Origin of the sequence: Rhodococcus sp. D-46 (assembly GCF_011290655.1) — a bacterium.
GTDB lineage: Bacteria > Actinomycetota > Actinomycetes > Mycobacteriales > Mycobacteriaceae > Rhodococcus_F > Rhodococcus_F qingshengii.
This window is the reverse complement of sequence record NZ_JAANTF010000003.1, coordinates 223,241-249,198: the sequence shown is the minus strand read 5'-3', so window position 1 is coordinate 249,198 and position 25,958 is coordinate 223,241. Positions and strand designations below refer to the sequence as shown.

The 25,958-nt window shown below is 61.8% G+C and carries 27 protein-coding genes; 8 read left to right on the top strand and 19 right to left on the bottom strand.

All coding sequences use genetic code 11. From position 1 onward, the window contains the following. Positions 1-43: 43 nt before the first annotated feature. Positions 44-1,240, bottom strand: coding sequence for an MFS transporter (locus G9U53_RS09195; protein ID WP_165638603.1), 1,197 nt, complete (start codon positions 1,238-1,240; stop codon positions 44-46). A 143-nt stretch (positions 1,241-1,383) separates the two neighbouring features. On the opposite strand from G9U53_RS09195, the gene G9U53_RS09190 reads away from it, so the two are divergent. After that, complete coding sequence (locus G9U53_RS09190) at positions 1,384-1,830, top strand: MarR family transcriptional regulator (RefSeq protein ID WP_003945852.1); 447 nt, start codon at positions 1,384-1,386, stop codon at positions 1,828-1,830. On the opposite strand, the gene G9U53_RS09185 is transcribed toward G9U53_RS09190, so the two are convergent. Further along, positions 1,827-2,759 carry a threonine--tRNA ligase gene (locus G9U53_RS09185; RefSeq protein ID WP_242692501.1) on the bottom strand — a complete coding sequence of 311 codons (933 nt, stop codon included), beginning with the start codon at positions 2,757-2,759 and terminating at the stop codon, positions 1,827-1,829. The genes G9U53_RS09190 and G9U53_RS09185 overlap by 4 nt on opposite strands. Before the next feature lie 467 nt (positions 2,760-3,226). Here G9U53_RS09185 and G9U53_RS09180 point away from each other — a divergent pair, with 467 nt between their 5' ends. Both G9U53_RS09180 and G9U53_RS33475 read left to right on the top strand, forming a co-directional pair. Next, positions 3,227-4,501: a hypothetical protein gene (locus G9U53_RS09180; protein WP_165638602.1), complete on the top strand. Its 1,275-nt coding sequence runs from the start codon at positions 3,227-3,229 to the stop codon at positions 4,499-4,501. Between the two features lie 2 nt (positions 4,502-4,503). Then, entirely contained in the window at positions 4,504-5,328 is an 825-nt protein-coding gene (locus G9U53_RS33475) for an Abi-alpha family protein (RefSeq protein WP_165638601.1), read from the top strand. 67 nt (positions 5,329-5,395) lie between these two features. On the opposite strand, the gene hsaB is transcribed toward G9U53_RS33475, so the two are convergent. From hsaB to hsaA, 4 genes are read right to left on the bottom strand one after another with little or no spacing between them, the layout of a single operon-like run. Further along, positions 5,396-5,980 (bottom strand): 3-hydroxy-9,10-secoandrosta-1,3,5(10)-triene-9,17-dione monooxygenase reductase subunit, encoded by a 585-nt coding sequence (hsaB, locus tag G9U53_RS09170; RefSeq protein ID WP_347570808.1) that lies wholly within the window; start codon positions 5,978-5,980, stop codon positions 5,396-5,398. Continuing rightward, positions 5,977-6,879 carry an iron-dependent extradiol dioxygenase HsaC gene (gene hsaC / locus G9U53_RS09165; protein ID WP_003945585.1) on the bottom strand — a complete coding sequence of 301 codons (903 nt, stop codon included), beginning with the start codon at positions 6,877-6,879 and terminating at the stop codon, positions 5,977-5,979. The genes hsaB and hsaC overlap by 4 nt, the downstream gene beginning before the upstream one ends. Continuing rightward, entirely contained in the window at positions 6,879-7,757 is an 879-nt protein-coding gene (gene hsaD, locus G9U53_RS09160; protein ID WP_003945808.1) for a 4,5:9,10-diseco-3-hydroxy-5,9,17-trioxoandrosta-1(10),2-diene-4-oate hydrolase, read from the bottom strand. Before hsaD ends, hsaC begins: the two co-directional genes overlap by 1 nt. A gap of 10 nt (positions 7,758-7,767) precedes the next feature. Then, on the bottom strand, positions 7,768-8,943 hold the full coding sequence (gene hsaA / locus G9U53_RS09155) for a 3-hydroxy-9,10-secoandrosta-1,3,5(10)-triene-9,17-dione monooxygenase oxygenase subunit (RefSeq protein WP_039973406.1): 1,176 nt from the start codon (positions 8,941-8,943) through the stop codon (positions 7,768-7,770). Positions 8,944-9,138: 195 nt separating this feature from the next. Between hsaA and G9U53_RS09150 the strand changes: the two genes are divergently transcribed. Continuing rightward, on the top strand, positions 9,139-10,299 hold the full coding sequence (locus G9U53_RS09150) for a Rieske 2Fe-2S domain-containing protein (protein ID WP_003945847.1): 1,161 nt from the start codon (positions 9,139-9,141) through the stop codon (positions 10,297-10,299). A 2-nt stretch (positions 10,300-10,301) separates the two neighbouring features. Continuing rightward, a complete protein-coding gene (locus G9U53_RS09145) occupies positions 10,302-10,673 on the top strand; it encodes a hypothetical protein (protein WP_003945499.1) in 372 nt (123 codons plus the stop codon). Between the two features lie 70 nt (positions 10,674-10,743). Here G9U53_RS09145 and G9U53_RS09140 read toward each other — a convergent pair whose 3' ends face one another. The 7 genes from G9U53_RS09140 to G9U53_RS09110 all read right to left on the bottom strand — a co-directional run bounded on the left by G9U53_RS09140 (position 10,744) and on the right by G9U53_RS09110 (position 15,944). Continuing rightward, entirely contained in the window at positions 10,744-11,577 is an 834-nt protein-coding gene (locus tag G9U53_RS09140; protein ID WP_063315036.1) for a hypothetical protein, read from the bottom strand. Between the two features lie 197 nt (positions 11,578-11,774). Then, positions 11,775-12,401 carry a TetR/AcrR family transcriptional regulator gene (locus tag G9U53_RS09135; protein ID WP_007734097.1) on the bottom strand — a complete coding sequence of 209 codons (627 nt, stop codon included), beginning with the start codon at positions 12,399-12,401 and terminating at the stop codon, positions 11,775-11,777. A gap of 74 nt (positions 12,402-12,475) precedes the next feature. After that, positions 12,476-13,732 carry an FAD-dependent oxidoreductase gene (locus G9U53_RS09130; protein WP_063315037.1) on the bottom strand — a complete coding sequence of 419 codons (1,257 nt, stop codon included), beginning with the start codon at positions 13,730-13,732 and terminating at the stop codon, positions 12,476-12,478. Next, the gene (locus tag G9U53_RS09125) at positions 13,732-13,923 is read right to left on the bottom strand and encodes a rubredoxin (RefSeq protein WP_007734094.1); all 192 of its coding nucleotides are present in this window, start codon (positions 13,921-13,923) and stop codon (positions 13,732-13,734) included. The genes G9U53_RS09130 and G9U53_RS09125 overlap by 1 nt, the downstream gene beginning before the upstream one ends. Positions 13,924-13,953: 30 nt before the next feature. Continuing rightward, positions 13,954-14,124, bottom strand: a complete 171-nt coding sequence (locus G9U53_RS09120) for a rubredoxin (RefSeq protein WP_007734092.1) — start codon at positions 14,122-14,124, stop codon at positions 13,954-13,956. Continuing rightward, positions 14,121-15,296, bottom strand: coding sequence for an alkane 1-monooxygenase (locus G9U53_RS09115; RefSeq protein ID WP_165638600.1), 1,176 nt, complete (start codon positions 15,294-15,296; stop codon positions 14,121-14,123). Before G9U53_RS09115 ends, G9U53_RS09120 begins: the two co-directional genes overlap by 4 nt. A 171-nt stretch (positions 15,297-15,467) precedes the next feature. Further along, positions 15,468-15,944, bottom strand: a complete 477-nt coding sequence (locus tag G9U53_RS09110) for an HIT family protein (protein ID WP_054826824.1) — start codon at positions 15,942-15,944, stop codon at positions 15,468-15,470. Positions 15,945-16,084: 140 nt separating this feature from the next. Between G9U53_RS09110 and G9U53_RS09105 the strand changes: the two genes are divergently transcribed. Beyond that, positions 16,085-17,692 (top strand): FAD-dependent monooxygenase, encoded by a 1,608-nt coding sequence (locus G9U53_RS09105; RefSeq protein WP_063315038.1) that lies wholly within the window; start codon positions 16,085-16,087, stop codon positions 17,690-17,692. Here the strand turns inward: G9U53_RS09105 and G9U53_RS09100 are convergent. The 6 genes from G9U53_RS09100 to G9U53_RS09075 are packed head-to-tail and all read right to left on the bottom strand — an operon-like array spanning position 17,679 to position 23,258. Beyond that, positions 17,679-18,167 (bottom strand): VOC family protein, encoded by a 489-nt coding sequence (locus tag G9U53_RS09100; RefSeq protein WP_058227278.1) that lies wholly within the window; start codon positions 18,165-18,167, stop codon positions 17,679-17,681. The genes G9U53_RS09105 and G9U53_RS09100 overlap by 14 nt on opposite strands. Further along, the gene (locus tag G9U53_RS09095) at positions 18,164-18,916 is read right to left on the bottom strand and encodes an SDR family oxidoreductase (protein WP_003945607.1); all 753 of its coding nucleotides are present in this window, start codon (positions 18,914-18,916) and stop codon (positions 18,164-18,166) included. Before G9U53_RS09095 ends, G9U53_RS09100 begins: the two co-directional genes overlap by 4 nt. A gap of 3 nt (positions 18,917-18,919) precedes the next feature. Further along, positions 18,920-19,963, bottom strand: coding sequence for a 4-hydroxy-2-oxovalerate aldolase (dmpG, locus tag G9U53_RS09090; protein WP_007734084.1), 1,044 nt, complete (start codon positions 19,961-19,963; stop codon positions 18,920-18,922). Further along, positions 19,960-20,862 carry an acetaldehyde dehydrogenase (acetylating) gene (locus G9U53_RS09085; protein WP_054826815.1) on the bottom strand — a complete coding sequence of 301 codons (903 nt, stop codon included), beginning with the start codon at positions 20,860-20,862 and terminating at the stop codon, positions 19,960-19,962. Before G9U53_RS09085 ends, dmpG begins: the two co-directional genes overlap by 4 nt. 8 nt (positions 20,863-20,870) lie before the next feature. Then, positions 20,871-21,656 (bottom strand): 2-keto-4-pentenoate hydratase, encoded by a 786-nt coding sequence (locus G9U53_RS09080; protein ID WP_042449395.1) that lies wholly within the window; start codon positions 21,654-21,656, stop codon positions 20,871-20,873. Between the two features lie 3 nt (positions 21,657-21,659). Next, on the bottom strand, positions 21,660-23,258 hold the full coding sequence (locus G9U53_RS09075) for an FAD-binding protein (protein WP_063315039.1): 1,599 nt from the start codon (positions 23,256-23,258) through the stop codon (positions 21,660-21,662). 115 nt (positions 23,259-23,373) lie between these two features. On the opposite strand from G9U53_RS09075, the gene kstD reads away from it, so the two are divergent. Together kstD and G9U53_RS09065 are read left to right on the top strand one after the other, a co-directional pair. Further along, a complete protein-coding gene (kstD, locus tag G9U53_RS09070; protein ID WP_007734077.1) occupies positions 23,374-25,098 on the top strand; it encodes a 3-oxosteroid 1-dehydrogenase in 1,725 nt (574 codons plus the stop codon). Then, positions 25,088-25,945 carry a MaoC/PaaZ C-terminal domain-containing protein gene (locus tag G9U53_RS09065; protein ID WP_003945880.1) on the top strand — a complete coding sequence of 286 codons (858 nt, stop codon included), beginning with the start codon at positions 25,088-25,090 and terminating at the stop codon, positions 25,943-25,945. The genes kstD and G9U53_RS09065 overlap by 11 nt, the downstream gene beginning before the upstream one ends. Positions 25,946-25,958 lie beyond the last annotated feature (13 nt).

Sequence of the window (25,958 nt, the reverse complement as noted above, 5' to 3'; positions counted from 1 at the left end):
AGCGATACGTTCACGCGATGGGGTCAGAGCGCAGTGGACAGGTTCAGGCGGCGGTCGGGTGCAGCGAGGTGCTCGACGTCGACTGCTCTGACGCTGCCGGGCGGTCGATCTTCGCCGCGACGATCAGGACCAGCAGACCGGCGACGGTGACCGCCGCCCCCATCCAGATCGGGGAGGTGAAGCCGAGTCCCGCGGCGATGGTGATTCCGCCCAGCCATGCCCCGAGTGCGTTGCCGACGTTGAAGGCGGCGATGTTGGCACCCGATGCCATGGTCGGTGCTGCCGACGCGTAGTTCATGATCCGCATCTGCAGACCGGGAACCGTCGCAAAACCGAAGGCGCCCATGAAGAACAGCGAGATCACAGTCATGACCTTGCTCTCCGCGGTGGCGGCGAACACGATCAGAACGACGGTCAGGATCGCGAGAATCCAGACCAGCGCCTTCGTGAGCGAACGGTCGGCCGCCTTGGCGCCGAGGAAGTTGCCGACGAACAGGCCCGAGCCGAAGAGGATGAGCAGCCACGGAACGCTGGACGTCGCGAAGCCGGTGACCTCGGTGAGGGTGAAGGCGATGTAGGTGAAGGCTCCGAACATTCCGCCGTAGCCGAGGATGGTGATGATGATCGAGAGCCATACCTGCTTGTTGCGGAATGCCCCCAACTCTCCGCGCAATCCGCCACCGGTCGTGCTGGCGGGCGTCGTCGGGACGAGTGCTGCAATTCCGATCAGTGCGATGACGCCGATGACGGTGATGGCCCAGAACGTCGAGCGCCATCCGAGTTGCTGGCCCAGCAGCGTGCCGAACGGAACGCCCAGAACGTTGGCGATGGTCAGGCCCGCGAACATCATCGCGATGGCGCCGGCGCGCTTGTTGGGCGCGACCATGTCGGCGGCAACCACCGAGCCGATTCCGAAGAACGCACCGTGGCACAGCGCCGCGACGATGCGTCCGCCCATCATGACCTCGTAGGAGGGAGCGAGCGCGGACATCAGGTTGCCGATGATGAACAGCACCATGAGCGAGAGAAGGACCTTCTTGCGCTCGAAGCGGGTGACGGCAGCGGTCAGGAGGATCGCGCCGATCGCCACCGACAGTGCGTAGCCCGAGATCAGGTAGCCCGCGACGGACTCGGTGACCTCGAAATCAGCCGAGACCTCGGGCAGGAGGCCCATGATGACAAATTCGGTGAGGCCGATCCCGAACCCGCCCATAGCGAGGGCAATGAGACCCAATGGCATCTCGATGTTCCTTTCACAGATTTACGCGTAAGCCGTTAGCGGGCGTGTGCATTAGTTGCAGGCGCGCTATAAATAGTTGCACGCGCGCGCTACATGCGCAAGCTGGTAACCTGGAGTCGCAGGAAACGGACAAGGAGAATCACATGGGGATCGCCGACGACGCCGTCGAAATCCGTTCGCAAGGGTGGCGCACGCTCGCAGCACTGCACGGCGCTCTCGACACCGAACTGGAACGCGCGCTCCAGCGTGAGCACAAACTGTCCGTCGTCGAATACACCGTCCTCGACGCGTTGAGCCGCCAGGACGGCTGGCACATGCGGATGGCTCAGTTGGCTCGCGCTGCCGCACTGAGCAGCAGCGCCACGACGCGCTTGGTCAATCGACTCGAAGATCGAGGACTATTGACGCGCATCCTGTGCGCCGACGACCGTCGAGGCATCTACACCGAGCTGACGCCGGCCGGCCGCGAGCTTCTCGAAAGCGCACGGCCGACGCACGACGCCACCCTCGAGGCGGCGCTCGACGAGGCATGCAAGACACCCGAACTCGCGCCACTGGTGCGCGCCCTCCACGAGCTTCCCGTCGGCTAGAAGTCTGCCGGAAGCAGGGCACGCTCTTTGATGCCCGAGACCACCTGAGCGACAAACACACTCGCATCGACGACCACCCGCCCACCACGCGCGGGGACCAGAACGTCGACGGTGCCGCCGTGCACCTCGTTGTCCCCGATCACCGCGATGTACGGGTCACGGTGAGTGCGTGCCTCGCGGATGCGACGTGCCAACGATCCGTCAGGCGCGATCGCCACTCGAACATCGCGAGCCTCGAGATCGGCCCGCAAACGCTCGGCCTCAACCTGGTGCCGGTCGCCGACGGGCAGAATCGAGACTTGGTTGGGTGCCAGCCACGGCGGCATCCGCCCTTCGAACCTTTCGATCAAAAGCGCAGTCATGCGTTCCATCGATCCGAGCAAGCCCCGATGGATCATGACGGGGCGAGCCTTGGATCCGTCCTCAGCGGTGTACTCGAGGTCGAACCGCTCCGGTTGATTGAAGTCGAGTTGCACGGTCGAGAGTGTTTCCTCGCGGCCGTGCGCGTCTCGCACCTGGACGTCGATCTTGGGACCGTAGAACGCTGACTCCCCCTTCGCTTCCACGTACTCGATCGAGCGTGCATTCAGTGCTCCGCGAAGGTGATCCTCGGCGTCCGCCCACTGCTCGTCGGTGCCGAGATACTGCCCCTCTCCCCCTCTGATCGAGAGGCGGTACTCCCGTTCGGCAATCCCCAGAGTCGAGTAGCAGCGCTCGATCGCGTCGAGCGCGACGATCACTTCCGCTTGCACTTGTTCGCGACTACAGAAGACATGTGCGTCGTCGAGATTGATCTGTCTGACTCGACTCAATCCGCTGAGAACTCCGGAGAGTTCGCTACGGAACATCGAGCCGAGTTCACGAACGCGGAAAGGTAGCTCGCGATAACTACGACCGCGAGCGGCGAATACCTGAGCGTGATGGGACAGTTAGTCGGACGAAGGAGAAATGACTCTCCGCCTATCTTCATTTCGGGAAACATGTCGTCCGAGAACTTGGACCAATGCCCAGATCTCTCGTACAACTCTTTCTTCGCCATAACGGGGGTATAGACACCCCGGCATCCGGATCGCGCTGCTTGTTCGGCGGCGAGCTTTTCGAGTTCGTTCCTGATGATCGCGGCACACGGAGCGACGAAACAGGAAAGCCCCGGGGCGATAACTCCCGGGGCTGAAAGGGTTCGGTCAGCAGTTGCTAAACGATGCGCCGGAAGAGAACCGGCGTCGGTACGTGAGGTTACATCAACTTCCTACCCACCTACAGCCCGAATTGTCGGGCCTCTATGCTGACGCAACTGGGAAGGCGCAGCAGTAGCCAACGAAACACCCACGAAGAGCGAAGTTTCGGCAATCATGTCCGAACGTGAGGTTCTCGGATATGAGGAGGATGTGCGACGGTGCCGGACCACTTGCTCGAACAGTTGATCACCATTCCTTTGTTCACCGGAATCATCGGGTACATCACCAATTGGTCGGGCGTCCTGATGCTGTTTGCGCCGATCAACTTCCACGGGATCAAAGTGCCCGGCCTCAAACTGCTCTTCCCGTTCCTCCCCCGACGCGTCCAGGTGATCCCCGCGATCACCAGCGACGGCAGATTCGGTTGGCAAGGCATCGTCCCCTCGCGGGCGGAGAAGATGGCGTCGATCGCCGTCGACAAATCCCTCGCGAAAGTCGGCAGCATCGCCGATTTCTATCGCGTCCTGGACCCGGACAGCATCGCCGAGCACTTGGTGAACATTTCTCGCAGTGAAGTGCGCGGCGTGGTCACCAGAATCATGACGGCCGAGAATCCTCAGCTCTGGCACAACCTTCCGACGTCGGTGAAGGAAGCCGTCTTCCGCAAAGTGGAGGACGATCTGCCGGCCAGCGTGCGCATGATCACCGACCGCATCGAAGAGGACATCGACGAGTTCATCGACGCGAAGCTGATGGTGATCCGCTACCTCTCTTCGCACCCCAAACTGCTCAACGACATCTTCCGCACGATGGGCAACAAAGAGCTCAGGTTCATGCAGAAGTTCGGCTTCTACTTCGGGTTCCCGATGGGCTTCGTGCTCGTCGGAATCCTCCATCTGGTTCCGCAGTGGTGGGTGCTTCCCATCGGTGGCGTGATCATCGGGTACATCGTGAACTACCTCGGAATCACGATGATCTTCGAACCGATCACCCCCAGCCGTTGGGTGCCGTGGCGGCAGGGACTGTTCCTGAAACGCCGCACCGAGATCATCGCCGGGTACGCAAAAACCCTCGCCGATCACGTCGTGACGCTCGAGAACATCGGCACCGAACTCCTCGAAGGTCCCCGCTCGGACCGAACGCGGCGGATGCTCGATCAGGTACTGCGCGAATCCGTCGACGACGCAGCCGGCTGGGCAAAGTCGGTGGTCAAGATGACCGTCGGTTCGCAGAGCTACAAGCGTCTGCCCGGGCTGGCCACCACCGAAGTGCTCGACCTGTACCCAAGGGTCTTCGAGGACGCGGAGTTCGCCGAGAACCAGTCGGAGAAGATTCGTGTCTTCGTCACCGACCGCATGAGCATCCTTTCACCGGAAGATTTCAGCGAACTACTACGCTCAGCCGTCAAGCAGGACGAGTGGCTGTTGTTCGTACACGGGGCCGTGCTGGGCTCGTTTGCCGGTTTCCTACACCTCGCAATATTCGGAGTATGAGCATGAGTGAGCACGACCATCGCATGATCGTCGAAGCGGAATCGTACGACTGGGCTGCGGACATCGCGCCGGTCGAATCCGTCGAAAAGCGTCTGATCCGTAGCCTTGTCGGGCTTACCGCCACGACGACGCTCACGTCGATCAAGCTGACGGGTTGGGCTTTCGGAACGGCGAAGGAGGCGACGCGGCAGATCGTTCAGGCTGCGGCCGAAGCCGCGGCAGAGGCCGCTGAATCGGCCAATGTTCAATCCGAACGTCGGGCCGAGAACTCCAACGGAGACGGCTCGCGGACCGAGAACCTACGGGCAGCAATGGCAACTCGAACCAATCGCAAGCAGAGCGTCGAGGCCACTCTCGCGGCGCTGCGGGCACGTGGCGACAGGTTGCTGGACCGTTCCGCGGACGTGACCGATCGTGACGATCTGCACCCGGCCTACGACCGGATCCTTGACGAGATCGCACCCGACGAAGCTCGAATTCTTCGGTTGCTGGCCACCTCCGGTGCGCAACCGAGCGTGGACGTACGTACGGCGCGGCCGTTCGGCGTCGGCTCGGAGATGATCGACGAGGGTCTGTCGATGATCGGAGAACTGGCGGGCTGTCGTCATCTGGACCGCATCAGCGCCTACCTGAACAACCTGCATCGGCTCGGTTTGGTGGCGTTCTCACGCGAGCCCGTCGAGGCCGACCGGTACCAGGTGGTCGAGGTACAGCCGTCGGTGATCGAGGCGGTCAAGCGAGCCGGACGATCCAACAAGATAGTGCGTCGTAGCATCCTGCTGACGCCGTTCGGTGACGACTTCTGTCATACCTGTTTTTCTCTGTAGGGCCTCCGGCCCTGTGCGCCTTTTTGGTAGTTACCACTACCAAAAAGGCGCACAGGGGGCTTGCCCCCTACAGCCAGGTATCTTCTGTCGTGGTCGTCAGGAACGCTTCCAGATCGTCACGCCAGGTAGCCGGAACAGTCTTGTCCGGCTCGATGCCCGTGTACTGCCCGCGATAGAAGAGCAGCGGGCGTTCGGTCTTGATCTCACTCATCGACGACACCCGACCGAAGACGACGTAGTGATCGCCGCCGTCGTGCACGGTTTCCACCGTGCAGTCGATGTGTGCAAGGGACTTGTCGATGATCGGCGAGCCCAGAGGCGATGGCGTCCAATCGATGCCGGCGAACTTGTCCGGCTCACGTGACCCGAAACGAGCACACACCGCCTGCTGTTCCTCCGCCAACACGTTGACGGCGAACTTACCGGTCCGCTCGATTGCCACCCACGACCGAGAACCCTTGGTGGGGCAGAACAACACCAAAGGCGGGTCGAGTGACAGGGCCGCGAAAGACTGACATGCGAACCCGACAGGCTCACCGTCGTCGACTGTCGTGATGATGGTGATACCCGTGCAGAATTGCCCGAGAACCGTGCGGAACTGGCGTGGATCGATCGCCTGCTCCGCACTCACCGACGCGTCGGGCGAACTCACGGCTTCATTCCCACCGTGAAGTCGTGACCCCACAGGCTCACGGCCGTGCTTTCCCTCGCGATCCAGTTTTCGTCCTCGACCTCTAGCCCCTCACAACCGAATTCGATGTCGAACCCGCCTGGAGTCTTCATGTAGAACGAGAGCATCTCGTCGTTGACGTGGCGACCGAGAGTCGCCGACATCTTGACCTTCTTGCGCAGTGCCCGGTCGAGGCACAGTCCGACGTCGTCGGAGTTCTCCACTTCGAGCATCAGGTGCACGATGCCCGTCGGGTTGGGCAACGGCAGGAACGCCAAGCTGTGGTGACGCGGGTTGCAGCCGAGGAACCTCAGCCACGCCGGGTCGCCGTCCGCGGGCCGGCCGACCATCTGCGGAGGCAGACGCATCGAGTCGCGAAGCTTGAATCCGAGTACGTCGCGGTAGAACCGCAGCGAAGCATCGTCGTCATCGGTGGTGAGCACGACGTGGCCGAGGCCCTGCTCACCCGTCACGAACCTGTGCCCGTACGGGCTCACGATCCGGCGGTGTTCGAGAGCAGCTCCGTGGAACACCTCGAGGGAGTTGCCCGAGGTGTCCTCGAACGCGATCATCTCGACGACGCGACGGTCCTTGAGCTGCTCCGCCGTGCCTTCCTTGAACGGAACACCGGCTGCCGACAACCTGTCACGGATATCCTGCAGCTCAGCGGCATTCGCGGTTTCCCAACCCGAGACGAGCAGACGGTCCGTGTCGTTCGGAACGATGACAAGGCGCGCCGGGAAGTCGTCCATACGCAGATACAGCGATTCCGCGTCGACGCCCTTGCCCTCGATCATTCCGAGGATCTTGAGTCCGTATTCGCGCCACGCAGCCATGTCGGTGGCCCCGATGCGCATGTACGCCAGAGATCGAATACCCATCATTTACCTCCGTCGAGCAGGAAGTCGGTTGCGAGCCGGTTGAATTCGTCGAACTTCTCGAGCTGCGCCCAGTGACCGCAACCGCCGAAGACGTGGAGCTGCGCGCGCGGGATCATCTTGAGCGCGACCAGTGCGCCGTCGAGAGGGTTGACCCGATCCTCACGGCCCCAGATCAGCAACACACGCTGACGAAGCTTGTACGCCTCGCGCCAGAGCATGCCGAGCTCGAAGTCACCGCTGGAGAAGGACTTACCCATCGCCTTGGCCGCAGCCAGCGACTCGGGAGTGCTGGCGGCAGCAAAACGTTCGTCGACGAGTTCCGGCGTGATCAGCTTCTGATCGAAGACCATGATCCGCAGGAATGCTTCGAGGTTTTCTCGGGTGGGCTGGTAGCTGAACTTTCCGAGGTTCTTGACGCCCTCGGTGGGGTCCGGCGCAAACAGGTTGACACTCAGACCGCCGGGGCCCATCAGAACGAGGCGACCCGCACGGTCCGGGTAGTCGAGCGCAAAGCGAACAGCAGCGCCACCACCGAGCGAATTGCCCAGCAGATCAACGCGACCGGTGATCTCGAGCGTGTCCAGGAGATCGTTGAGCGCCGACGCACTGTGCACGAAGTACTGCGGATGCTCCGTCGGCTTGTCGGACTGCCCGTAACCGGGCTGATCGACCGCGATGACGTGAAAGCTCTTCGCCAACACCGGAATGTTGCGGGCGAAGTTAGACCACGACGACGCGCCTGGGCCACCGCCGTGCAGCAGCACGATGGTCTTGTCGTTTCCGACGCCCGCCTCGTGGAAGTGCAGTTTCAGATCGGGGCGCACTTGCGCGAACCGTGAAGTGGACTCGTAGGTGAGGGCTTCTTCGGTGGTTGTCACTGAGCCTCCTCTAGACCATCGTGTCGGTGATCGGCAGACCGAATTCGCCGGTTCCGAACATGACGTAGGCGCGTTCGGGATCGTTGGCGGCGTGGACGCGACCAGCGTGAGCATCGCGCCAGAAACGCTGAATAGGAGTGCCGTTCTGCAGCGCCGTGGCGCCGGAGTTCTCGAAGAGCTTGTCGATCGAGGCGATCGCGCGGCCCGTGGCGCGCACCTGGTCACGTCGAGCGCGCAGCCGCAGTTCCATCGGAACCTCTTCGCCCGCAAGGATCAACGCGTACTCGTCGGCGACGTTGCCGGAGAGCTGACGCCACGCGGCGTCGATGTCGCTGGACGCCTCCGCGATGCGCACCTTGGCAAACGGATCGTCCTTCGACTTCTCGCCGGCGAACGCAGCGCGCACACGCTTGCCCTGGTGCTCGACGTGCGCTTCGTAAGCTCCGTAAGCCATTCCGACGATCGGTGCCGAGATCGTCGTGGGGTGAATGGTTCCCCACGGCATCTTGTAGACCGGCGCGGTGTTGTTCTCGAGGCCCGGGGCGGTCAGTTCGCTCATCGCCCGGAAACTCAGAACGCGATGCTTGGGAACAAAAACATCCTTGACCACAACGGTATTGGAGCCGGTTCCACGCAGACCGACCACATTCCACACGTCGTCGATCTGGTAGTCCTCGCGAGGAATCAGGTAGCTCACGAAATCGACTGCGCGGCCGTCCTTGAACACCGGACCACCGAGAACGGCCCAGCTGGCGTGGTCACAACCCGAAGACCACGCCCACGCACCGTTGACTTTGTATCCACCCTCGACTACTTCACCCATACCCATCGGGGCGTAAGAGGACGAGATGCGAACGTCAGTGTCGTTGCCCCACACGTCTTCCTGTGCCTGCTGAGAGAAGAGGGCGAGGTGCCAGTTGTGTACCCCGATGATCGAGGAGACCCACCCTGTGGAACCACACGCGCTGGCGATCTTCTTGACCGCGGAGTAGAACAGCACCGGATCGGCTTCGTATCCGCCCCACTGCTTCGGCTGCAGCAAGCGGAAGAAGCCTGTTTCCTGAAGAGCCTTGATGGACTCGTCGGGGATACGACGCAGATCCTCGGTCTCCTGTGCGCGCTCGCGCAGTGCCGGCAGTAGTGCGTCGAGCCTCTGCATCACCTCGTGGCTGTCATGGTTACCCACTTCGACGCTCCCGTCTTCCTCGATCGGTTGGTTCACTTACACTTGAGACTAGAACACGTTCTCTTTTCTGTCGAGACGCTGACAAAGGTCCCGTTTGTGGCCGCAATGCTGTAACAAGTGCCCCCAAAATCTGGCGGAACCGGATCGAGTTCTATAACGTGTTCTACTAACAGCTAGAAGGGATGTGAGGTCACAATGGCGCAGATTCGCGAGATCGACGTCGGAACGGTGCAAACTCGTTTCGCCCGCGGTTGGCACTGCCTGGGTCTACTGAAGACCTTCAAGGACGGCAAACCGCACGCGATCGAGGCTTTCGGTACGAAGCTCGTGGTGTTCGCCGACAGCAAGGGCGACATCAAAGTTCTCGACGGATACTGCCGTCATATGGGTGGTGACCTCACACAAGGCGAGGTCAAGGGCGATTCCATCGCCTGCCCCTTCCACGACTGGCGCTGGGGCGGCAACGGCAAGTGCACCGGCATTCCTTATGCCCGCCGCGTGCCTCCGCTCGCACGCACCCGCGCGTGGACGACCCTCGAGCAGAACGGTCAGCTCTTCGTCTGGAACGACCCCGAGGGCAATCCGCCGCCCGAAGAGATCGTGATTCCTCGTATCGAGGGTGCGTACAGCGACGAATGGACCGACTGGACCTGGAACTCCATGGTCATCGAGGGGTCTAACTGCCGCGAGATCATCGACAACGTGGTCGACATGGCGCACTTCTACTACATCCACTACGCCTTCCCGACGTACTTCAAGAATGTCTTCGAAGGTGAGATCGCCACTCAGTACCTCAACACCACGGGCCGTCCCGACATCGGAATGGCCTCCCAGTACGGCGGCGACACGCTGCTTCGCTCCGAAGCTGCGTATTACGGACCGTCGTACATGGTCAATCCCCTGTGGAACAGCTACAGCGGATACGAGGTCGAGAGTGTTCTGATCAACTGCCACTACCCGATCAGCCCGGACTCGTTCGTGCTGCAGTGGGGCGTGACGGTGAAGAAGCCGACGGGTGTCTCCGACGAGATGGCCGACAAGTTGGCCGGCAAGTTCACCGAGGGCATCAGCGAGGGATTCCTGCAGGACGTCGCGATCTGGAAGAACAAGACCAAGATCGAGAATCCCCTTCTCTGCGAAGAAGACGGCCCCGTCTACCAGCTACGACGCTGGTACGAGCAGTTCTACGTGGACAAGGCCGACGTCACCGAGAAGATGACGCAGCGCTTCGAGTTCGAGGTGGACACCACCAAGGCAAACGAAGCCTGGCACGCCGAGGTCGAGGAAAACCTCGCACGCCAGAAGGCCGAGAAGGAAGCTGCAGCAGAAGCGGCAAAGAAGGAAGCAGAGGTCTAGTCGTGAGCGCCTCGATCGGAACCGACGCACGGTGGGCTCGTTGGGCCAAGGCACCGGACTTTGCCGGGCAAACGGAACGGCTCGAGGCGATCGCGGCCCAGACGATCGAGGACAAGCACGAATACCTCGACTCGGGTCTGCAGGAAGTCGACTGCAAGGCATGCGGCGCGTGCGTACTGGTTCGCAAGAACACGTACAAACACACCAGCGTTCAGTGGACTTCCGACCCGGCGCTGCGTTGCCACACCTTCAAAGAGGCAATTGCTTCCGGGCAGTCGTCGGCATTGAAAGACGGATGCCCGAAACTGCACGACAGCATCGCCGACGCGGTTAGGGACGGCACCATCACGGTGCGTGATCCCGAGGTCAGCTGACCTGATTGTGTAGAACGAGGGCCGACCCACGGGTCGGCCCTCGTTTTACGTTCCAGCGCCCGCGCGTCCGTCAGGCAGGCGGTCGCACCTTTCGTGCAGCCACCGCGTAGACGTCGCTCGACGTGGTGAGAGAGTTCTTTCCGCTGGCCGCCGGCACTCCCCCGCGTAGATTCACGGCCCAGTTGAGCGCACCCAGCGGTCCACACCCGCTGGCTCCCGGCGCCGCAAACACCGCATCCGAATGTGGGACTGCCGGGAACACTGCACCGGGGAACTCACCGATAGGTTCCGACGGAGGGTTTCCGGTTGTGGTCAGGTGAAGGTTGATCGGATTCGAAACCGAACCGATGTAGCAATCGTCACCGAGCAAGGGATTAGACAGTTTCAATCGAACAGGCATGGTGAGTTCCTGCTCGAGAACCTTCAGATCCGGGACTCCCACCGATTCCACTGTCGCGCTGATCTGAGTCAGTCCCAGCGGAGTATCGATCCCGAGAGCACCTCCGGGTACCGAAATCGGATTGGAATAGACCCCGTTGGACCCGTCCTGCTTGGCGACGAACGTCTCGATGAAACTGTTGTCCGACTGGGTCGCGTATTTCACTCCGCCCGCAACCTTGAGGCTTCCGTCCGGGATCGGCACCGAAAGTGCGCCCAATTTCATGGTCCCTCCGCGAACTACGACGCTGGCGCACGTCGTCACCTCGAGATCCTCGATCGGGCACGTGCCCCAACCGTCGAAGGTCAACGGATCAACCGCTGCCGCACCGGAGGAACCGAGCGATCCGCTGCCGGAAGACCCTGACGATGATTCGTCGGCAATTGCCACACCTGCACCGGCCATGACAAATGTTGCAACTAGCGCGACTGTCGACATCACTCGAGATTTGTTGCGGCTCTTCATCTTCGAATTCCTCCACCGTTGACGGAAATTCACGCGAGCCACCCCCTGCGGATCGCACCTCGATCTACGCCCGGCACGCTACCGAGAAGTGAGACGCGGATTCACACATAACGACGATATTTCCCACCAAAGAACTACGGCGATCACGCTCGATCGAACTTCCGTCCTAGCCCGGAAACCGTATCGATCCTGTCGGCTCAGTTCGGTTCGACTGTGCCCGAACCGATGACCTGATCGAGGAACGGCCCGAACATCTCCCCCAGGTTCTCGGCGATCTGATCGGGGGTACCGAAAGACAACGTCACGTGACTGATCGCCAGACGCACTATCGTGCTGCCGAACATCTCGGCATGGATGCGGTCGACGTTCGCCCAACTGGTCATGAAGATCTCGGCCAACCTCGCGCTCGCATGTTCGAGCAGCGGAGTCCCGTCAGTGGTGACCAAGCTCAGCAGGTCGTGCTGCGGCCGGGGACCGACAATGCTGACCACCATCGGATCCCGGGCACCGGCGTCGAAGAAGGCACGGAAGGCTGCCGAGACCGCGCCCCGCGGATCCGAATGATGGAGCGTTACTTCGCGTTCCACCTCTTCGAGGAACTCGTCAACGAAACGGATGAGGTATCCGGACGCCAATCCCTGGCGGGACGTGAACTCCTTGTACAACGTCTGCCGGCTCATGCCCGCAGCTTCCGCGATATGCGCCATCGTGATGTCGTTCCACGATTTCTCGGTCAAGAGTTCGCGTGTGGCGTCGAGCGCTGACGCACGGAGGAGTTGACGAGCTGCCTCGTGGTACGGGACACGGGCACGAGCGGTGGACATATCGGGAAGATTTCCATCGCCCGTGCTCGGTGTCAAAACGGTGGACACGCAAGCCACAGAAGTCACGAGTGCACTCAGAGCACCGGTGAGGCGACAAGACCCGCCGCAAGTTCGGTCAGATCCCTGTTTGTATCGGCGAGTACGTCGGCGCTGATGTCCGGGGAGCGTTCGATAAGGGTTCGGACGGCACGAATGTCCTTCGGCCGGCCCACGCTCACAGCACCGACGATATTTCCGTCGCGCATGCAGATCGCAGTGAAGTCATAGGAGTCCAAGTCTCCTCGAACAATCACGGTGTCGTCCGCGCCTGGCCAACCCGCTACTTGAATGTTGCGGCCGAATTGGTTCGACCAACTCCAAGGGACGGATTCGAAGGGTTCTTCCTTCCCGACGATGGTCTTGGCAACTGCAACTGCGTGGTCCTGCGCAGTGTTCCAGTGCTCACCACGGTGCATGCCGCCGAGAAAACCGTTGGGCACGTTGGCCACATCGCCGATCGCGTACACATTATCGACAGACGTCCGGAGGTATCCGTCTACCGAAATCCCGTTGTCCACCGCAATACCCGCCGCAGCAGCCACATCGGTATCGGGCAAGGATCCGATTGCGACGACGGCCAAGTCCGCTGTCCACTCGCGTCCGTCACGCGCACGTGCGGTGACGCCGTCGGCACCCGTCGTGAGCGTCTCGAGGTCAACTCCCGTCTGCAAGGCGACGCCCGCCGAGGCGTGCAGCGCGGCGATCTTCTCCGCTATCGACGGTGGAAGCAGCCTGGACAGGGGCACCGGTTGCGCTTCGAGAACCTGCACACTGCAACCCAAGTCGCGTGCCGTTGACGCCACCTCCGATCCGATCAAGCCACCGCCGACCACCAAAAGCGAGGATCCTTCGATCAGCTGGGATTGCAAGCGTCGCATGTCTGCGATATCCCGAAGATAGTGAACGCGCTCAGAATCTTCCGCGGTCAACCGTCGGGACCGTCCACCCGTGGCAAGAATCAGAACGTCGTAGTCGATGCTGTCACCGTCGGCTAAAAGTACTGTGCGGGAATCTGTGTCGATACTCGTGACAGTTGCGCCGATCCGAAGATCGATACTCTGCTCGGTCCAGAAAGTCGACGGCCGCAACCGAGCCCGATCGATCGACGCTTTCCCGGACAGTAGCTCCTTCGACAGCGCTGGGCGGCGATACGGCTCCTCAGGTTCGCTGCCGATCAGGATGATGCTGCCGCCGAACCCTTCCTTGCGCAAAGCCTGCGCCGCACCGGAACCGGCGATACCCGTGCCCACGATCACGACGGTCCGGGTGTCGGGCTCGCTGACCGCTGTCATCAGCGGTCCACCTCCACCATTTCGAAATCGACTTTGGCAGCACCACAATCGGGGCAGGACCAGTCTTCGGGAATCTCGTCCCAGCGAGTACCCGGCTCGATACCGTCGTCGGGCCAGCCGATCGCTTCGTCGTACTCGAACCCGCACTGGAGGCAGCGGAACAATTTGTATGCAGTGGCAGTCTCGGACATCGGTTTTCCTTTCACCGGTGGGTAATTCGATCAGGATTGCGTGACGAGGGTGAAGTCGACCTTCTCGCGGACACCGCAGTCGGGGCAGCACCAGTCGTCCGGAATGCTCGACCACGGTGTGCCGGGCGGAAAGCCTTCTCGCGCAGCGCCTGTCGATTCGGTGTACGTGTAGTCGCAGATCGGGCAGATGTAGGCGTTCATGCGTTCACCCCGTAGGCTGCGAGGATCTTGGCCCGCTTCTTCGGCGCGATGTTGACCTGGGTGATGTCACCTCGGTAGTGCTCGAGAACGCGGTGGTCCATCACCTTGTGCCACAGGGGCGGAACTGTGGCGAGCATGATCATGCTGGCGTAGCCGCTCGGGAGCTGAGGGGCCTCTTCCATACTGCGAAGCGCTTGGTAGCGCCGTGTCGGATTCGCATGATGATCGCTGTGCCGCTGCAAGTGATAAAGGAAGACGTTGGTGCAGATGCGATCACTGTTCCAGCTGTGCGCCGGCGTGCATCGCTCGTACCGTCCGCTTGCGGTTTTCTGACGCAGGAGTCCGTAGTGCTCGAGGTAGTTTATCGCTTCGAGCAGCGAAAACCCGATGAACGCCTGGATCACGAGGTACGGCGCGATGCCGATCCCGAACACTGCAAGCGCGACACCGAACAGGACTACAGACATGAGCCAGGCGTTGAGCACGTCGTTCTTGATGCTCCAGTGCGTGGTGCCCAAACGCTCGAAGCGGGTCTTCTCGAGATGCCACGCCGACTTCAATCCCCCGCCGACGCTGCGCGGCCAGAAACCGTAGAGGGTCTCACCGAAGCGCGAGGTCGCCGGATCTTCCGGAGTCGACACTCGCACATGGTGGCCACGGTTGTGCTCGAGGTAGAAGTGACCGTAAGCACTCTGCGCGAGAACGATTTTGGACAACCAGCGCTCGACGCTCTCCTTCTTGTGCCCGAGTTCATGGGCGGTGTTGATGCCGATTCCGGCCGTCACGCCGATCGTCACGGCCAGTCCGATATTGGAGAGGACGCTCAAATCCCAACGCGCCCAGATGTAGCAGGACAGGAAGAAGGCCGTGTACTGCAGCGGCAGATAGGCGTAGGTGCACCACCGGTAGAAGCGGTCGTTCTCGAGTTCGTCGATCACCTCGTCGGGCGGATTCTTCCCGTCCTCACCCGCCAGGATGTCGATGACGGGAATGAGAGCAAACGCGATCAGTGGGCCGGTCCACCAGAAGACATTCCATCCGGTGGCGGTAACAAGCCCCACGGCGATGAAAGTTGCCGATGACGGAATCAGCGCCAACAGCCACAAGTAGCGTTTCCGGTCTCTCCAAGTTGCGAGCCGACCATCTGGCTCGGTGTACACCAACGCCGCCATCGAATTCTCCAGTTCTCGTTCGGATCAGTGAGTGCGTCCTGCGCGGTAATCCGCGACACGAACAACATCTATGTATAGAGAGTGGACAAATGATGGCGTTTTGTCAACGATTTTTGAGGTAAAAGTTTTACAAACACGCAGATTTGTACATCACTAGGATGTGGCGGGAGATCAGCGTTCAAGGAATCGAGGGCGCAAAAGTGCGCCGAAAGGCGCTCGCGCCTCAGGCGGAACGTAGGCCGCCTCGCCATGCCGGGAATACAGGTGGTCGTCCTCGTATCGCGGAAATACGTGGACGTGGTGGTGCCAGACGTCCTGGTTGCCCGCCGGTTCGTTGTGCTGCCGGGTCGAGACGCCGTCGCAGCCGTAGGCTTCACGAATTGCAACAGCCACGGCCTGAACCAGGTCGAAAACCGAGTGCCCGACGCTCGTGGGCAAAGTGTAGAGATTCTCGAAGTGCTCGATCGGCGACACAAGTACGTGGCCGGGGTTGCCCGGCCACCACTTCGGGGAAATCCGAGCGATTGCGTGGTCGGTTCGAGCAACCAGGTCGGTCGACGCGTTGTGCTCGTCGAACTCGCCCAGCGCGAAGCGACAGAACGGGCACCGGTACCCAGGCGGCTCATGATGCAACTCGCCTGCCTTCACGTCGCGATCTTCCCACGACCTCAACGTCTGCGACCCGTGTGGAAAGCCCCAAAATGCCCGATCTGCGCGAATTTCCCCAAAACAAAAGTTCGCGTACCCATACTGAAATGACCGACTGTCCCCGACGTGAGTGGGTCCTCATGGATACCGACGTATTGGTAGCGGGCGCCGGCCCGATCGGATTGACCACCGCGATCGAGCTGCGCAGACGCGGTGTCTCCTGTCGAATAGTCGACCCCCTCGACGAACCGCGGCAATACGCGAAAGCAGTCGGGATTCAGCCACGCACTCTCGAACTCTTCGAGAACATGGGGGTGCTCCGCCAGGCACTCGACGCCTCGACATTGATGCGCGGTCAGATCATGTACACGAACGGCGTCGAGGTCGGCCGCGTCGACCTCACCCTCCCCGACGACGTTCCTTACTGGTTTCTCTGCCTGCCTCAGTACTCGACGGAGCGCATCCTCACCGAGCGCCTCACCGAGTTGGGAACAACCGTCGAACGCGGAGTCGGCCTCACCGCATTCGAACAGTCCGACGACGCCGTCACCTGCACCCTCAGCGACGGCAGCACTGTGACAGCCCGGTACCTGGTGGGTTCCGACGGCGCGCACAGCGTGGTCCGCAAAGGGCTGGGCCTGAGCTTCGAGGGCGGCGCGTTTGCCGAGAGCTACATGCTCGGCGACGTCGAAGTCGACTGGTCGATACCCAGCGGCTACTCCGTCCGCGCCAACCACACCGCCGACGACGGAACCACCGACGATCTACTCGTCTGCATCCCACTTCCCGGACACAAGCGGTACCGCATGTCGATGCTCGTTCCGGACGAGTTGATGCCGGACGAATCGTCGAACAAAGCCGCTGTACAACACGGTTTTTCAACCGGCAAGACACCTGAACTCCATCACATCCAGGCCGTGCTCGACAGACTGTCCCCAGAACCGACAACCGCCTCGATGCTGCGATGGTCCTCGGTCTTCCGCATCAGCCACCGCATCGTCGACGCTTACAGCCGCGGACGGGTTTTTGTCGCCGGCGACGCCGCGCACATCCATCCCCCGACTGGCGCGCAGGGCATGAACACCGGGATCCAGGACGCCCACAATCTTGCGTGGAAGATAGCGCTCGCCGTCAAAGGTGTTGCGAAAGCGGATCTTCTCGAGACCTACGACGCCGAAAGGCGGCCGGTCGGTGAAGAAGTCGTCGGGATGACGGTCCGAAATGCTCGAGAAGGAATCGGTTCGGGAGAGTCCTCCATCGACACGGCAATGCGGCGCCAGGCTCAATTGTTGATCGACTACTCGGAGAGTCCGCTGAACACCGGGCGTAATTCTTCGAGTCCACACGTTCAACCGGGCGAGCGTGCACCCGATGCACGCGGAATGCGCCGAGACGGTGTGCAGTATCCAATTCGGTTGTTCGACTTGCTGTCCGGAGTCGACCACACGTTACTGCTGACTTCGGACGGATCCGCGGAGAGCATCAACAGCTTGGAGAAGGTCGCCGACGCCGCAATTCGATCAGCGCACGGCTTGCTGGACGTCTACGCGATAGTGCCACCGGGAACCGTGACCGTCGACTCGCTGGTGCCGATCATCGAGGACAACGCCTCGCAACTGTGCGCCGCGTATGGGGTCGAAGGTACGGCGGCGCTGGTCATTCGCCCCGACGGCTACCTCGGATTCCGTGGTCACCCGGAGAACGTTTCCGATTACTTCACGAAAGTGTTTGCCGTCAATCAGGAATGAGCGAAGCGAACATCAACCGAATCTCGGGCGAGAGCTTCATCAACTCGACGTATCCACCCAACGGCCCGGCATCGAGGTAGGAGAACTCCATGCCGGCGCCCTCTACCCGACCTTGTTGCACCACCGACATTCCGCGACGCTCGGCCTCGAGCAGCGTCGCCTCGTAATCGCCTGGAACCCAAGCCATGTGATGAACTCCGACGCCGTGAGTCTCCAGGAACTCCGTGTACAGGTTGCGTCCGGACACTGGTTGGATCAACTCGAGCTGTTGGCTGCCCGCATATCCGATCGACACGTGAACGACATAGTCCGCGGGCTCACCTCGATACGTTGTGGTCTCGGGACCAAAGGCGATGTCTGGCATACGTAGCCATCGCTCCACTCCCCACTGCCGAGTGAACTCCTGTTCGGCGGCCTCGATCTCCTCGACCGCCCAGCAGATCTGGAAGATCGGTCCCGAGACCAACGGGGTCATGCCATTTTTCCGTTGTCCACCGAGTAGACGGCCCCGTGTATCGCCGAGGCGTCGTCGGAGGCGACGAAAGCCACCATCTTCGCAACGTCCTCGGCTTCCATCAAGCCACGCGGCGAGGCAACCTTCATGACGAGGTCGAAGTCGACTCCGTCGGGGAAGGTGAATCCGGTGACTTGAGGAGTCATCATGCCGCCGGGGCAGATTGCGTTGACACGCAGAGACTTTCCGGTGAACTCCATCGCCATCGCTCGGGTCAGTCCGATGAGTCCGTGCTTGGCAGCACAGTATCCAGCCGAGTACGCCTGCCCTTCCAGTCCCGCGATCGAGGAGACGTTGACGATGTTGCCGCCCCGTTCCAGCAAGTGCGGCAGTGCTGCTCGGGAAAGGAAGAACGGTCCGTTCAGATTGACCGCAAGGTCATGTGCCCATTCGGAATCCGCAATGTCTGCCGTGTGGCGCAACGAGTGCGATCCCGCCACGTTGACGAGGATGTCGATACCACCGAGTTCGTCGACGCACGCCTGCACGGCCGCATCACACTGAGCGGAATCCGAGACGTCCGTCGCCGCGAAACGACGCTCTCCATCCGCGCCGACCACCTCGACCATCGACTGTCGCAGCTTTTCCTTGTCGCGGGCGATACCGAAAACCTGTGCGCCCCTGCGGTGGAGTATCTCGGCCACCGCGCGCCCCAACCCTGAGGACGCGCCGGTCACCAAGGCCACTTTTCCGGCCAGTACGTCTGCCATGACCTAGGAAGCCGCTGCTTCGCGCTGGAGTTCCAGCGCGATGTCGATCAACTGATCTTCCTGTCCGCCGACCAACTTGCGCTTACCTGCGCGCACCAGCAGTTCCGCGGACGACACTCCGTACCGCTCGGCCTGACGCTCGGCATGCTTGAGGAAGCTCGAGTACACGCCGGCGTAGCCCATCATCAGTGCCTGACGATCGAGCAGGCACTCCTGCGGCATTGCCGGGCGCACAACGTCTTCGGCTGCATCGGCGATCGCGAAGAAGTCGATACCGGTCTTGACTCCGATCTTGTCGCAGACACCGACAAACGCCTCGACCGGGGCGTTGCCGGCGCCGGCACCGAACCGACGGGTACTACCGTCGATCTGCTTGGCTCCCGCACGAACTGCCGCAATGGAATTGGCGACGCCCAGGCCCAGGTTCTCATGTCCGTGGAAGCCGACCTGAGCGTCGTTGCCGAGTTCCTGAACCAGCGCCTCGACGCGATCGGATACCTGCTCGAGCACCAGCGCGCCGGCCGAGTCGACCACGTACACACACTGGCAACCCGCGTCGGCCATGATGCGAGCCTGCTTGGCCAGCTTCTCCGGCGGAATCGAGTGAGCCATCATGAGGAATCCGACTGTTTCGAGTCCACGCTCACGCGCGAGGCCGAAGTGCTGGATGGATACGTCTGCCTCGGTGCAGTGAGTTGCAATGCGGCAGATGGACGCACCGTTGTCCTGTGCGATGACGATGTCGTCCTTGATGCCCAACCCGGGCAGCATCAGGAAGGCGATCTTCGCGTTGGTCGCCGTCTCGACTGCAGCTTTGATCAGTTCCTGCTCGGGAGTCTTCGAGAAGCCGTAGTTGAAGGAGGATCCGCCGAGACCGTCGCCGTGAGTGACCTCGATGACCGGCACTCCGGCTCCGTCGAGGGCACCGACGATGGCTCGTACTTCGTCGACGGTGAACTGATGACGCTTATGGTGGGAGCCGTCGCGCAGCGACGTGTCGGTGACGCGGATGTCCCAGCTCGAATCGAAATGAATCATGTCGCTCATGCCTTCACACTCAGAAGCTTCTGGGCGATTTCCTCGCCCACCTTGGTGGCTGCTGCCGTCATGATGTCGAGGTTGCCCGCGTACGGCGGCAGGAAATCGCCTGCGCCTTCGACCTCGACGAACGTGGTGACCGTTGCATAGCCACCGGAAACGACGCTCGGTTCGTCGAACTGCGGTTCGTTGAGCAACCGGTAGCCGGGCACGTACTGCTGGATGTCCTTGACGACGCGGTGAATGGAGTCGGTGATCGCGGCCTGGTCGGCGTCTTCGGGGATAGCGCAGAAGATTGTGTCGCGCATGATCATCGGCGGGTCCGCGGGGTTGAGGATGATGATCGCCTTGCCGCGCTGTGCGCCGCCGATGGTCTCGATACCGCGGCTGGTGGTCTTGGTGAACTCATCGATGTTCGCGCGAGTTCCCGGGCCGGCGGACAATGATGCAACGGAGGCGACGATCTCGGCGTACGCCACGTCGACGACACGCGACACCGCGTAGACGATCGGAATGGTTGCCTGCCCACCGCAAGTGATCATGTTGACGTTGGGTGCGTCCAGGTGCTCACGCAGGTTCGCGGGCGGAACCACAGCCGGGCCGACCGCGGCCGGAGTCAGGTCGACGGCACGGATACCGGCGGCCTCGTAGCGTGGTGCTGCCTCGCGGTGCACGTATGCCGACGTCGCCTCGAAGACCAGGTCCGGTTTCTCCGCCTGGCTGAGCAACCAGTCGACGCCCTCGGCGGAGGTCTCGAGTCCCATCTTGCGGGCGCGCGCCAATCCTTCACTCTCGGGATCGATTCCGATCATCCATCGCGGTTCGAGCCACTCGGAACGCTGCAGTTTGTACAACAGATCGGTACTGATGTTTCCCGATCCGACGATCGCCACACTTGCCTTGGTCATGACTACTCCTACGTGAACTGAAGAGAGACGGAACCGAGGCCGCTGAACTCGGCTCGGAAGTTGTCGCCTGGATGAGCGTCGATCGCTCGCGTGCACGAACCCGGCAGAACGATGTCGCCGGCCTTGAGCCGAACTCCGAACGTGTCGACCTTCTGCGCCAACCACGCGACAGCGGTGACCGGGTTACCGAGAACCGCATCGCTGCGCCCCTCCGCAATCCGCTCCCCGTTGCAGGTCAGCACCGCGTCGATGGCCTTGATGTCGATGTCCGACGGGCGAACTCGTTCCTTGCCGAGGATGAACCCGGCGGAGGACGCGTTGTCCGCGATGGTGTCCGAGAGGCCGATCTTCCAGTCCTTGATCCGGCTGTCGATCAACTCGATGGACGGCGCATAGGCGACAGTAGCGTCGATGACGTCTTGTTCGGTGCACCCGGCGCCCGGCAGATCTGCTCCCAGAATGAAGGCGACCTCCACCTCGACGCGCGGGAAGCAGAAGCGCGACGTGTCGACCGGACGGTTCTCGAACTCTTCCATCTCGGCGAGCAGGTGACCGTAATCTGGCTCGTCTACGCCCATCATCTGCTGCATCGCCAGTGACGAGAGTCCGACCTTGTGTCCGACCACCTTTGCGCCACCGGCAACACGACGCCGGATGTTGATGAGCTGGATCTCGTAGGCGTCGACGACGTCGATGTCCGGATACGTGGCGATCAGCGGGCTGATCGGAGCGCGATCCCGTTCCGCCGAATCAAGATGGTCGGCAAGTTCGCCGCGGATCTGCGTCGAGAGCATCGTTCAGGCCTTTCCGACTGTGGAGAATGCGGCTGCGTGCTGACCGGCTCGTCGTCCGGAGAACACGCAGTCGGCGAGCGACAAGCCGCTCACATACGAGTTGGAACAGATACCGACCGCGGTACGGCCGGCGGCATACAGACCAGGGATACCCTCCCCGGCCTCGTTTTTCACCATGCCGGACGATTCGTCGACCACCAATCCACCGAGCGTGAGCATCGGGCACGGATTCATCATGTTGGGCTTGATCGAGACGTCGTACATCGTGAACGGCGCAGACAGTATCGGCCTGACGAAGTCTGACGGTTTACCCATCGGATCAGGTTGTCCGGCAGCGGCAGCGGAGTTGTGCGCGTCGACGGTGGCTTGAAGGCCGGCGACGTCTATCCCCGCTTTGCGGGCGACCTCGGCAATGGTGTTGCCACGCACTGCAGTACGCATCATTCCGGTGGTCTGTACCCGCTGGAACCACATCGACTGGTCACTTATCTGCGATTTCGCTTCGCGAACGAGTTCGGAATCTGCCAGCAGCCAACCGATTCCGCTGCTCTTCTCCGCCATCGCCTGACCGAGAGCGGCACCGTAACGGGACTCGTCGACGATTCGCGCACCGGATTCACCCACCAAAATGGAACCGAGAAAAGCACTCGGCGGGACGATGAATCGCCAGGCGGACACATTGCCGAGCTTGTCGGTGGCTCCCCCGGCTTCGATACCGAGGTTGATGCCTTTGCCGTCGTCCCCGGAGGTGCCGAGCGGGATACCGCCCTTGTACGCGGGGGCATGGGTGCGCATCATCTCGCGATTGGACACGAAGCCGCCGGCGCTGAGGATCACGCCGCCGCGTGCCTGGATACGAATCCGCTTGGCGTGCTTCTTCTCGATCTTCGCGATCAGTGCGTCGAGAATCGTGCGCAACTGCGGTGCGTAGACGCCGGGCTTGGAGGACAAGGACCCGAGCGTCGCGTGACGGCGACGAACTCCGGCAGGTGCGTCACGCAGCGTCAGTGCTTCGACGCCGAGCACCCGGCCGTCCTCGATGATCAGCCGGTCCGCTCGCGTCTGGCCGAGCAACTGGACGCCCTTCGCCTCCGCGGACTTCGCGAGCGGGCCGTACAGCATCTTTCCCGACGTGCCACGCCCCTTGGCGCGATGACCACGCGGAGCAGGTTTTGCGATGTCACGGAACCCGCCGGCCGATTCGCTACCCGAGAAGTAGAGGTAGTGCTTGTTGCTCGGGTACGACGTCTTGTACGGACAGAGTGAGGCCTCGAACGGCACGCCGTGACTGCGCAGCCAGTCGATCGACGCCGGGCTCTCGTCGACGAACCGGCGCAGAGTCTGCGGCGTCACCGCGTCACCGACCTCGCGGTTCAGGTAGGCGAGCATGGCTTCGGGACTGTCCTCGACACCGGCTTCCTTTTGAATCACGGTGCCGCCGCCGGCGTAGTAGATTCCTCCGGAAATCGTGCTGGCCCCACCGCCGAGCGCTCGGTCGATCGCCAAAACCGACGAACCGGCCGCTACCGCTTCGAGCGCCGCACTGGCGCCCGCCACACCGAACCCGACCACAAGGACGTCAACCGAAGTATCCCAGGTCACACCGCACCATCCTCAATCTCACTGCAACGTGTTTCGTTATCAATGACAACGTCCGGAAATACTTCCTGGCAGAAAGCATGGACTGACACCCCCATCATTCTATAACGTGTTCTACATGAGCAAGCAGGAATACGACATCGTCGTCGTCGGCAGTGGTGCAGCAGGTATGACAGCGGCCTTGACCGCAGCCCACCAGGGCTTGAGTGTGGTCATCGTGGAGAAAGCCGCCCACTACGGCGGATCGACCGCCCGTTCCGGTGGTGGGGTCTGGATCCCCAACAACGAGGCACTTCAAGCGGACGGTGTCACCGATACACCGGAGGCCGCACGTTCCTACCTGCACAGCATCATCGGCGACGTTGTCGCTCCCGAACGCATCGACACCTATCTCGAGCGCGGTCCCGAGATGCTCTCGTTCGTGTTGAAGAACAGCCCGCTCGAGCTGCAGTGGGTTCCCGGCTACTCCGACTACTACCCGGAAGCACCCGGCGGACGCCTCGGTGGCCGCAGTGTCGAGCCCACCCCGTTCGACGGCAACAAGTTGGGCGCCGACCGCAAGAACCTCGAGCCCGACTACGTCAAGGCCCCCAAGAACTTCGTCATCACCCAGGCCGACTACAAGTGGCTCAACCTGCTGATGCGCAATCCTCGCGGACCCCTGCGCGCCATGAAGGTCGGCATGCGATTCCTCGCAGCGAAGGCCACCAAGAAGGATCTGCTGGTTCGCGGCCAGGCACTGGTCGCCGGTATTCGACTCGGACTTCAGTCCGCCGGAGTACCCATCCTGCTGAACACCCCGCTGACCTCCCTGTACACCGAAGACGGCGCAGTTCGCGGCGTCAACGTCATCGTCGACGGCGAGGAGCAGGTCATCCGCGCTCGCCACGGAGTCGTGTTGGGATCCGGCGGATTCGAGCACAACAAGGAAATGCGTGAGAAGTACCAGCGCGCACCTATCGGCACCGAATGGACCGTCGGCGCGAAGGCAAACACCGGCGACGGTATCCGCGCAGGCCAAGAAGTGGGCGCTGCAGTCGATTTCATGGACGACGCCTGGTGGGGCCCGTCCATTCCGTTGACCGGCGGACCGTGGTTCGCTCTCTCCGAGCGCACCCTCCCGGGCTGCATGATGGTCAACATGTCGGGCAAGCGCTTCGGCAACGAGGCTGCTCCGTACGTCGAGGCGACCCATGCGATGTACGGCGGTGAGTACGGTCAGGGCGAGGGCCCCGGCGAGAACATCCCGACGTGGATGATTCTCGATCAGCGCTACCGCAACCGCTACACGTTTGCCGGTATCACTCCCCGCTCCCCCTTCCCCGGCCGCTGGCTCAAGGCCGGCATCGTGGTCAAGGCGGGAACCATCGCCGAATTGGCAGAGAAGACAGGGCTTCCCGTCGCATCGCTGACCGAAACCGTCGATCGGTTCAACGGCTTCGCGCGCAACGGCAAGGACGAGGACTTCGGACGCGGTGACAGTGGTTACGACGCGTACTACGGCGATCCCCGACTGAAGAACCCCAGCCTCGCCGAAATCAGCAAGGCTCCGTTCTACGCCATCAAGATGGTTCCGGGTGACCTCGGCACCAAGGGTGGTATCTGCACCGACGTCAACGGCCGAGCACTACGCGAAGACGGAAGCGTCATCGACGGCCTCTACGCGGCTGGCAACGCGAGCGCTCCGGTCATGGGCCACACCTACGCCGGACCAGGCGCGACCATCGGTCCCGCAATGACTTTCGGTTACTTGGCCGTACTCGACATCGTCGAGCGTGCGAAGAAGGCCGAGACAACCGAAGCACCTGCAGCTGAAAAGACGGCGGTCGACCATGCCAATTGATCCGAAGATCGCACTCGGCGCCGAGCTTGCGCCACAAGAGTTCTCGTGGACCCCGTCGGACGTGCAGCACTACCACTTGGCATTGGGGGCAGGTGCTCGTCCGCTTGATCCGAACGAGCTTCGATACCTCGACGACGAAAAGCCTCAGGTACTACCCACCTTTGCCACCGTCGCCGCCAACTTCCACGCCACCGAAGCACCGAAGGTGTCGTTCCCCGGCGTCGAAATCGATCTGGCGAAGGTAGTCCACGGGAGCCAGGAAGTCACTGTCCATCAGCCGATCCCGGCAAGTGGAAGTGGCCGCACTACAACTCGAATCGCCGAGGTCTGGGACAAGGGCAAGGCCGCGGTGATCGTGCAGGAATCCGTCACGGTTGACGCCGAGGGCAACCCGCTGTGGACAGCTCGCTCGTCCATTTTCGCCCGCGGCGAGGGTGGTTTCGGGGGTGAACGTGGTCCGTCGGAGTCGATTACGCTTCCGGATCGCGAAGCAGATGAGACAGTGGTGACGCCTGTGCTTCCACAGCAGGCTTTGCTGTACCGGATGTGTGGTGATCGGAATCCGTTGCACTCGGATCCGCAATTCGCCTCCGCGGCAGGCTTTCCAGCGCCTATCCTGCATGGACTGTGTACTTACGGAATGGTCTGCAAGACCGCAGTGGATACCATGCTCGACGGCGACAGCAGTCGGGTAGCCGGATTTCGGGCCCGCTTTGCCGGGGTCGTATTTCCCGGCGAGAACTTGAGTATCCAGATCTGGAAAGACAATGGGCGACTCCTGATCTCAGCTTCTGTATTGGAGCGCGAAGCTCCTGCCCTGGCTGACGTAGTTCTCACTCTTGTCTGATACCAACCTGTCT

What these genes read in the sequence shown, in the direction of transcription:
- G9U53_RS09115 (WP_165638600.1), bottom strand. Translation starts at nt 15,296, where the DNA reads ATGGCGGCGTTGGTGTACACCGAGCCAGATGGTCGGCTCGCAACTTGG.
- G9U53_RS09150 (WP_003945847.1), top strand. Translation starts at nt 9,139, where the DNA reads ATGGCGCAGATTCGCGAGATCGACGTCGGAACGGTGCAAACTCGTTTC.
- G9U53_RS09105 (WP_063315038.1), top strand. Translation starts at nt 16,085, where the DNA reads ATGGATACCGACGTATTGGTAGCGGGCGCCGGCCCGATCGGATTGACC.
- G9U53_RS09085 (WP_054826815.1), bottom strand. Translation starts at nt 20,862, where the DNA reads ATGACCAAGGCAAGTGTGGCGATCGTCGGATCGGGAAACATCAGTACC.
- G9U53_RS09100 (WP_058227278.1), bottom strand. Translation starts at nt 18,167, where the DNA reads ATGACCCCGTTGGTCTCGGGACCGATCTTCCAGATCTGCTGGGCGGTC.
- G9U53_RS09065 (WP_003945880.1), top strand. Translation starts at nt 25,088, where the DNA reads ATGCCAATTGATCCGAAGATCGCACTCGGCGCCGAGCTTGCGCCACAA.
- G9U53_RS09140 (WP_063315036.1), bottom strand. Translation starts at nt 11,577, where the DNA reads ATGAAGAGCCGCAACAAATCTCGAGTGATGTCGACAGTCGCGCTAGTT.
- G9U53_RS09135 (WP_007734097.1), bottom strand. Translation starts at nt 12,401, where the DNA reads ATGTCCACCGCTCGTGCCCGTGTCCCGTACCACGAGGCAGCTCGTCAA.
- hsaC (WP_003945585.1), bottom strand. Translation starts at nt 6,879, where the DNA reads ATGGGTATTCGATCTCTGGCGTACATGCGCATCGGGGCCACCGACATG.
- G9U53_RS09190 (WP_003945852.1), top strand. Translation starts at nt 1,384, where the DNA reads ATGGGGATCGCCGACGACGCCGTCGAAATCCGTTCGCAAGGGTGGCGC.
- G9U53_RS33475 (WP_165638601.1), top strand. Translation starts at nt 4,504, where the DNA reads ATGAGTGAGCACGACCATCGCATGATCGTCGAAGCGGAATCGTACGAC.
- G9U53_RS09195 (WP_165638603.1), bottom strand. Translation starts at nt 1,240, where the DNA reads ATGCCATTGGGTCTCATTGCCCTCGCTATGGGCGGGTTCGGGATCGGC.
- G9U53_RS09125 (WP_007734094.1), bottom strand. Translation starts at nt 13,923, where the DNA reads ATGTCCGAGACTGCCACTGCATACAAATTGTTCCGCTGCCTCCAGTGC.
- G9U53_RS09080 (WP_042449395.1), bottom strand. Translation starts at nt 21,656, where the DNA reads ATGCTCTCGACGCAGATCCGCGGCGAACTTGCCGACCATCTTGATTCG.
- kstD (WP_007734077.1), top strand. Translation starts at nt 23,374, where the DNA reads ATGAGCAAGCAGGAATACGACATCGTCGTCGTCGGCAGTGGTGCAGCA.
- dmpG (WP_007734084.1), bottom strand. Translation starts at nt 19,963, where the DNA reads ATGAGCGACATGATTCATTTCGATTCGAGCTGGGACATCCGCGTCACC.
- G9U53_RS09095 (WP_003945607.1), bottom strand. Translation starts at nt 18,916, where the DNA reads ATGGCAGACGTACTGGCCGGAAAAGTGGCCTTGGTGACCGGCGCGTCC.
- G9U53_RS09120 (WP_007734092.1), bottom strand. Translation starts at nt 14,124, where the DNA reads ATGAACGCCTACATCTGCCCGATCTGCGACTACACGTACACCGAATCG.
- G9U53_RS09130 (WP_063315037.1), bottom strand. Translation starts at nt 13,732, where the DNA reads ATGACAGCGGTCAGCGAGCCCGACACCCGGACCGTCGTGATCGTGGGC.